The 6,926-nt window shown below is 65.6% G+C and carries 5 protein-coding genes and 2 pseudogenes; 3 read left to right on the top strand and 4 right to left on the bottom strand.

Going from position 1 to position 6,926, the window contains the following annotated elements; translation table 11 throughout:
- A pseudogene (locus DBR22_RS13775) lies at positions 1-417 on the top strand (MFS transporter); the annotation flags it as partial.
- Positions 418-473: 56 nt separating this feature from the next.
- Here DBR22_RS13775 and DBR22_RS13770 read toward each other — a convergent pair.
- Both DBR22_RS13770 and DBR22_RS13765 read right to left on the bottom strand, forming a co-directional pair.
- The gene (locus DBR22_RS13770) at positions 474-1,370 is read right to left on the bottom strand and encodes a ketopantoate reductase family protein (RefSeq protein WP_108599481.1); all 897 of its coding nucleotides are present in this window, start codon (positions 1,368-1,370) and stop codon (positions 474-476) included.
- A 43-nt stretch (positions 1,371-1,413) separates the two neighbouring features.
- Complete coding sequence (locus tag DBR22_RS13765; protein WP_308810213.1) at positions 1,414-2,139, bottom strand: diacylglycerol/lipid kinase family protein; 726 nt, start codon at positions 2,137-2,139, stop codon at positions 1,414-1,416.
- 172 nt (positions 2,140-2,311) lie between these two features.
- On the opposite strand from DBR22_RS13765, the gene DBR22_RS13760 reads away from it, so the two are divergent.
- A complete protein-coding gene (locus DBR22_RS13760) occupies positions 2,312-4,162 on the top strand; it encodes a GmrSD restriction endonuclease domain-containing protein (protein WP_108599482.1) in 1,851 nt (616 codons plus the stop codon).
- 39 nt (positions 4,163-4,201) lie between these two features.
- Here the strand turns inward: DBR22_RS13760 and DBR22_RS13755 are convergent, their stop codons facing one another.
- Both DBR22_RS13755 and DBR22_RS13750 read right to left on the bottom strand, forming a co-directional pair.
- The gene (locus tag DBR22_RS13755; RefSeq protein ID WP_108599480.1) at positions 4,202-5,872 is read right to left on the bottom strand and encodes a thiamine pyrophosphate-binding protein; all 1,671 of its coding nucleotides are present in this window, start codon (positions 5,870-5,872) and stop codon (positions 4,202-4,204) included.
- A 120-nt stretch (positions 5,873-5,992) separates the two neighbouring features.
- A complete protein-coding gene (locus tag DBR22_RS13750) occupies positions 5,993-6,496 on the bottom strand; it encodes an Lrp/AsnC family transcriptional regulator (RefSeq protein ID WP_090955837.1) in 504 nt (167 codons plus the stop codon).
- A gap of 92 nt (positions 6,497-6,588) precedes the next feature.
- Between DBR22_RS13750 and DBR22_RS13745 the strand changes: the two are divergent.
- A pseudogene (locus DBR22_RS13745) lies at positions 6,589-6,926 on the top strand (aminotransferase); the annotation flags it as partial.

The raw sequence follows: 6,926 nt of genomic DNA, 5'->3' as shown, positions 1-6,926 counted from the left end.
CCGGTGGCGTTCTCGGTGCCGAACCTCGCCTCGGCGCTGCCGGCGCTGTTCCCCACCGAGCACCGCTATTCCGCCATGGGGATCGCCTACAACCTGGCGGTGGCCATCTTCGGCGGGACGGCCCCGTTCATCATTGCCTCGCTCATCGAACTGACCGGCGACGACATGGCGATTGCGTACTACCTCATGACCGTGGCCGCGGTTGCCGCCGTGGCCATCTGGTTCCTGCCCGAATCAGCCCGGCGGCACCTGCCCGGGTCCATGCCGAGCGTGGACTCGGAGGAAGCCGCCCGCAAGCTCGTGGAGACCCAGGACAACAACCCGCTGCTGGACCTGGCCTCGCTGCCGTTCGAGAGCAGCTTTGAGATCGCGCGGGCGGAGCACAAGGGACGGCCCGGGAAGCCGACGGTGATGTGACGCAGGGATGTACGACGGCGGCACTTGCGGAGTGCCGAAGTCAGAAATGGCGCGGGTTATCGCTGCAGGCCGGCCCTGATCTGGATAAGGGTGAGGTCCAGCAGTGGCGTCGGGACGTTAAGGCTGCGGGCTCTGCCGGCGAGGTCGCCGAGGATGTGCTCGGCTTCCGAGGGGAGCTCTGCGCTGAGGTCGCGGTACAGGGAGGACGTGAAGGCCGAGCCCGGCTCGGTCAGTATTCCGGCCGCTTGTGCGTGAGCGGCGTCGGAGACGGGGTGTCCTGCCGCGGCGGCCACCGCTTCGGTTTCGCTGATGGCGTCCAGGATTTTGGACTTCCCGCCGGCATCGATGATCCGTCCGACCGGCGCCCGGAACAGGCAGTTGACGATCCCTGCGGCAGCGATGAAGGCCCATTTGTCCCACAGTGCGCCCATGACGTCGTCCACTACCGAGAAGCCGACGGCGGGCACGTCCAGAGCTTGGGAAACCTCCGGTGGGACAGGGTTTCCGTTCAGCCCGCCCACCATGAGGGAGGTGAGGGGCACCTGCTGGCGGACCACATCGCCGTCGAGTGTGGCGACGATCCGGGCCAGGCCGCCGAGCACCTGGCCCGGGTACAGCTGCTCAAGCCGGTCCACGTGGGCCATGCCGTTGAGGATAGGGATGAGGCTGGTTCCAGGCCCGACGAATGCGCCGATCTCGCCGAGGACGCCCTCGACCGCGGTGGCTTTGACCGTGACGAGGATCAGATCGAAGGCCTCTGACCGGTCCGCTGCCGTGATGGTTTTTACCGGGTGCGTCCGGTCAGCAGTGGGGGAGATGAAGCGCAACCCGTCGCGGCGAAGGACCTCCTGCTTGCGCGGCCGCACCAGATACGTGACATCCCGTCCCGCTTCCTGCAGGAGCGTACCGAACGCCCCGCCTGTGGCTCCGGCTCCGACGACGAGTATCCGCATGGCTTCATGCTACGTCAGGCAGGAAGGACCATACGTGCCGCCGTCAGCCCGCCACCGCCGCCTTCGCCTCCTGCTTGGCCTGCATCCATTCGCTCAGCCACGGCGCCCGGACGCTGGAGGTGATCCGGCAGTCGGCCACGAAGGTTCCCTTGGCGCCGGCGTCGATCCAGTCCTGGAGCGCGGTCAGGTCCTCAAGCTCCACCGGCTGGGGGTCTCCCTCCGGCAACTCAAGACGGGCCCGGAACGCCTTGTGCCGGGTATAAACCGTTACCGTGGCGATACTATATGCCAATGGCCCGAGTATCGCTGCAGGGGAGGGGTGAGCTTCGGTGACAGCTACCGAGAGGCCCACGGACGCGACGTTGAGGAATGGCTCACCGTTGGCCCGGTCGAGGTCGATGTCTATTACTTTCCCGTCTGCGATGGTGGCGCATGCCTCGGCCAAATTGTTCGATATCTCCAGCGTGCGGGCGAAATCGTTGGCGGTGCCCAGCGGAAGAACGCCGAGCACGACGTTGGAGCCAGCCAGCCGCCCGGCGGCGTAGGACACAGTCCCGTCGCCGCCACCGACAACCACCAGGTCGTGCCCGTCCGCAAGAACTCGATCAAGAGTCCCGGCCAGGTCTGCCCCCGAAAGTACGTGGTGTAAGGAAGCGATGGGCACGTGTGCCTGGCGCATCGTGTCCACCGCAAGTTCTAGTGCCGCCCCTCGTTGTGATCCGGCGTGGATCACAACGGCGGCAGAGCGGGCGTCCCGGGCAGTTTGCATGTGGGCCATGGTAGGTGGCGGGGACCTTTGGGTTTTCTATGGCGCCGGCATACGACGGCGGCGCGTGAGTTCCAGCCAACGGAACCTCCGTGCGCGGGAAGCCCCCGGCCAGGGTGGGAGACACTCCGCGCGGAAGTGCGGGGCGAACGTTGCCGCAACGTAGAGTTTGGGCATGGGACACAAGGAGCCAATGTCGATCGCTACAGCGCTGCGACAGATCCAGGAGCGCAAGCTCATCCTTCCGGCGATCCAGCGAGAGTATGTCTGGAAACCTTCCCAAATTATCCGCGTGTTTGACTCCATCATGCGCGGCTACCCGATTGGGAGCTTTCTCTCATGGAGGGTGCTGCCGCAGACAATCAGCAAGTTTAAGTTCTACGGAGTCATGAAGGACTACAGCGCCTTCGACAACCGGCACAACCCGGTGGTTGACATACCCACTGACCGCGAGGTCGTCGCCGTTCTCGACGGTCAGCAGAGACTGACCTCACTCAACATCGGGCTTCGGGGTACCTATGCATATAAGGTCCATGGCGGCTGGACGAACAAGCCATGGTCCTACCCCGAGCGGCGTCTCTACCTAAACCTTCTGGGAGAAGCCCCCGAGAATGAGTTCGGCCTCAAGTACCATTTCCAGTTCTTGACCAAGGACGACCTCGAGGCAACAGCGGCCGACGAGAGCAAGTCTTGGTTCCCAGTGTCCGAGATCTTCGACGCAGCCGAACCAGCGGCCATGATGCAGATTCCGGCTAAGTACGGCGTCGGGAACAACGAGACAGCAGTCGCGCTCGCCGCGAAGCTCTGGCAGGAGATCCACCACAGCGCCAGCCTCCACTTCTATGAAGAAGACGAGCAGGACATCGAACGTGTCCTCGACATCTTCGTGCGAGTCAACTCTGGCGGCACGGTCTTGTCCTACAGCGATCTGCTTCTGTCTATTGCGACGGCGCAGTGGGAGGGCGATGCTCGTGCCGCCGTCCACGGCTTGGTGGACTCCCTCAACCAGACGGGGAACGGGTTCAACTTCTCCCGAGACACGATCTTGAAGTCAGGACTGGTGCTTGCGGACGTCGGTGACATCGGGTTCAAGGTCAAGAACTTCACTACTTCCAACATGGCGAAGCTTGAGGCCGGCTGGGATGTCATGAGTACTTCCCTTCACGTCGCGGTCGGGCTTCTCAGCGATTTCGGGCTTTCAGGCGGAGCCCTCACTGCGGACAGTATCCTTATCCCAGTCGCCTCCTACGTGCACCACCGGAAGCTGGGACACTCATACCGCGAGTCACCCGGGTCCCGAGAGGATCGTGAAGCGCTTCGGTCTTGGGTTCTGCGGTCCCTCATCGTGCGCGGCGTCTGGGGCTCTGGCCTGGACACCTTGCTCCGCGACCTGCGTGAGGTCATCAAGGCCAAGGGTGGCTCGGCGTTCCCGGTCGCGGCGATAGAACAAGCAATGGCACTTCGTGGCAAGTCGCTCGCAGTCACAGACGCCCTGGTCGACGACATCTTGAGCCTGGAGTACGGCAGAGCTCGAACGTTTGCGGTGCTAGCAGCCCTTTTCCCGCATGTCGACACGCGCAACCAGTTTCACATCGACCACGTGTTTCCGGCTGCACGGTTCGACAAGAAGGAACTGGCGAGTCACAGGAACGCCGACGGCGCACCTCGATTCACCGCCGAATCCATCGACGAGCTCGTCTCATTACGGGACCGTCTGCCGAACCTTCAACTGCTTCCAGGACTCGAAAACATTGGTAAGTCTGACAAGGCACCGAATGATTGGCTTGCGGCGGAGTTTCCTTCTCCAGACGACCGCAGCGCATTCCTCGCACGACATGCTTTGCCTTCGCCGCTGCCGCACTCAGTTGACGAGTTCACCGCGTTCTTCGAGCAGCGGCGCGAGAATCTAACGGCTCGTATTCTCGACAAATTCAAGAGCTATAGGCCGGAGCCAATCGGGCTTCAGACTGGCCCTCCGCCCGTTGACCTGGATGAGGAACTCGCAGAAGGCGACTACGAGGACTGACCCTAAGGGCTGTGAGCCGACGTGTCACTTCGGGCTGCTCTACCCCGCCACCGCCGCCTTCGCCTCCTGCTTGGCCTGCATCCACTCGCTCAGCCACGGGGCCCGGACGCTCGACGTGATGCGGCAGTCGGCCACGAAGGTTCCCTTGGCGCCGGCGTCGATCCAGTCCGTGAGCGCGGATAGGTCCGCCAGTGAGCGGATGATCGCCGACTCAGCACCGAGCGCGCGGGCCACGCCGCTGAAGTCCACTTCCGGGATCAGCATGGGCTTTTCGGTCAGGCCCTGGGAGCCGTACTGGTGGATTTCGGCTCCGTAGGCCGCATCGTTATAGATCACCACGATGGCGCTGCTCGCCGCCCCGATCAGCGATTCGAGGTCGGACAGCCCCATCAGGAAACCGCCGTCACCGGAAGCCAGCACCAGGGTGCGGCCGTCCTCCACGGCGCGGGCCGCCCCGACGGCGCTGGCAAGGCCCAGGCCGATGCTCTGGAATGCGGTCCCCACCATGACCAGGTCCTGCGGCCTGGGGATGCGCCAGTACATGGGTGCCCAGCCGACGAAGTGCCCGCCGTCCTGGACCACCGTGCGGCGCTCCGGCAGCACAGCATCGAGCGCCGCGGCCAGGGAGCGCGGGTCCAGCCGGCCGTCCACCGTCTCCGCTGAGCCGGCCTCGTGGCCCGGTCCCTCGGCCAGACGCTTGCGGGCTTCCGCGCGCCAGGCCGATACACGGCCGGCGTCCGGAGCCCCGCCATCCAGCATCCCCAGGAGCTGTCCCGCGGCAGACTTCACGTCCGCGCTGACGAATGTATCCACTCGGGGGTGCGTGGGCTGCAGGGCGGCATCAATCTGGATGACGGTGCTGTCCGGGCCGAGCAGGTGCCCGAACCGCATGGTGAAGGGGCTCAGGCTTGCCCCGGCCACGAGGACCACATCGGCCTCGCCCATGAGCCCGGCCGCGGTGTCCGTGCCGAAACCGCCGGCGACGCCCAGGTACCCCTCGCCTTTGAGGAGGTTGAGCGCCAGGGCGGTTCCGGCGGTGAGTGCGCCGAGGCGGTCGGCGAGCTCGCGGAGTTCCGGGCCGGCTCCGGCGAGATGCGCACCGCGGCCGGCCAGGATCAGCGGCCGCTTCGCCCCGGCGAGCAGCCGGGCTACCTGCCCAAGGCCGCCGTCGACGTCGTCCGTCATCTTCGGTGCCTGCGGCTCCGGAAGTTCCTCGTCCGCTGCCTCGAGCGCCGCGAGGTCGTAGGGAATGGCAATCACGACCGCGGTGCGCTTGGTGAGTGCGTACTCCACCGCCTGGCGGGTGATGGCGCCCGCGGCGTCGCGGGTGACGGTGAAGGTGGCCGCGCCGAGGCCCGCGGCGATTGCCGCCTGGTCCACGTCCTGCGGCCGGGCGCCGCTGCTCGGGGCGTCCCCGGTGACCAGCACCACGGGGATCTGCGCCTGGACCGCCTCGGCGAGGGCGGTGAGTGCGTTGGTGTAGCCGGGGCCGTAGGTGGTGGTGCCCGCCGCGAGGCGCCCGGACGTCCGGTAGTAGGCATCGGCCGCGGCGATGGCGGCGCCTTCATGGCGGACGGCGGAGAAGCGGAGGCCCAGCTGTTCCGCGGCGTCGAGGAAGTAGACGTTGCCGTTGCCCATGACGCCGAACACGTCGCTGACGTAGCTGCTGAGAACCTGTGCCACGCGGCCGGAGACGGTAAATGTAGTCATGCAGGAATCTTGTGGGCTGGCCCACAGATAGGCAAGAGCGAAGACGTTGATTGGGATGTTTGGCAGGGGAGTACGGGTGCAAGTGAAAATATGCCCATTGTGGCGTGGATCACCCGCAGTTTAGGTGGACGGGCGGGATTCCTGCTCGGAGAGCCGGCTGAGGAGGCCGTCGTAGCGGGGTGGCATGAGTTCCAACACTGAGATGGCCGTGCTGGTCCGTTGGATCCCCTCGATTTCGAGGATCTCGTTGGTGATGCGGTAGAGATCGGCCGTGCTGCGGGCCACCACCTTGGCCATGAGGTCTGCGTCGCCTGTGGTGGCGTGCACCTCGATGACCTCCGGGATCGCGGCGAGCCCGTCCTCCACCGCGCCTGTCCGGGTCTGGCTGATGGACAGTGAGAGGAAGGCCATGAGGTCGTAGCCAAGAGCAGCGGGGTCCAGCCTCCGGCTGAAGGAGCGGAGGGCGCCGCTGCGTTCCAGCCGTGCCAGCCGGGCGTGGACCGTGTTCCGTGCGACGCCGAGTGTCCGGGAGAGTGCCAGGGCGCTGGCTTCCGGATCCTTGTCGAGGGCCAGGATGATCCTGCCGTCGAGGGAATCAAGGGTGCGGGGATTCGGGATGGTCATATTTTCATCACAGTCAGTAGAAGTTGAGCAGAAGTCCCAATGGGTTGAGGGTATCTTGCATTGTGTGCCGGGTCACAACATGATCGTTCCTCATGACCCGTGATCAGCTCCTGACCGCACCGGACACCGCGCTTCCCACCCTTCGTGGCGCCGTGGCCGGACTTCCGCCCTACGTCCCGGGCCGGCGCAGCGCCGGCATGGACATCGCGGCCCTCGCCAGCAACGAAAGCCACTACGAACCCCTGCCCGCCGCCGCGGCTGCGGTGGCCGCAGCGGCCGGTACCATGAACCGCTACCCGGACAGTGCCGCCGTCGAACTCCGCGAACGGCTCGCCCTCCACCTCGGCGTGACCGCCGAAGAGGTGGCGGTGGGACCCGGCAGCGTCGGCGTTCTCCAGCAGGTCATCACCGGCCTGTGCGACGCCGGGGA

Origin of the sequence: Arthrobacter sp. HMWF013 (genome assembly GCF_003061105.1) — a bacterium.
Taxonomy (GTDB): domain Bacteria; phylum Actinomycetota; class Actinomycetes; order Actinomycetales; family Micrococcaceae; genus Arthrobacter.
This window is presented reverse-complemented; position numbering and strand designations above follow the sequence as displayed.

What these genes read in the sequence shown, in the direction of transcription:
- DBR22_RS13770 (WP_108599481.1), bottom strand. Translation starts at nt 1,370, where the DNA reads ATGCGGATACTCGTCGTCGGAGCCGGAGCCACAGGCGGGGCGTTCGGT.
- DBR22_RS13765 (WP_308810213.1), bottom strand. Translation starts at nt 2,139, where the DNA reads ATGCAAACTGCCCGGGACGCCCGCTCTGCCGCCGTTGTGATCCACGCC.
- DBR22_RS13760 (WP_108599482.1), top strand. Translation starts at nt 2,312, where the DNA reads ATGGGACACAAGGAGCCAATGTCGATCGCTACAGCGCTGCGACAGATC.
- DBR22_RS13755 (WP_108599480.1), bottom strand. Translation starts at nt 5,872, where the DNA reads ATGACTACATTTACCGTCTCCGGCCGCGTGGCACAGGTTCTCAGCAGC.
- DBR22_RS13750 (WP_090955837.1), bottom strand. Translation starts at nt 6,496, where the DNA reads ATGACCATCCCGAATCCCCGCACCCTTGATTCCCTCGACGGCAGGATC.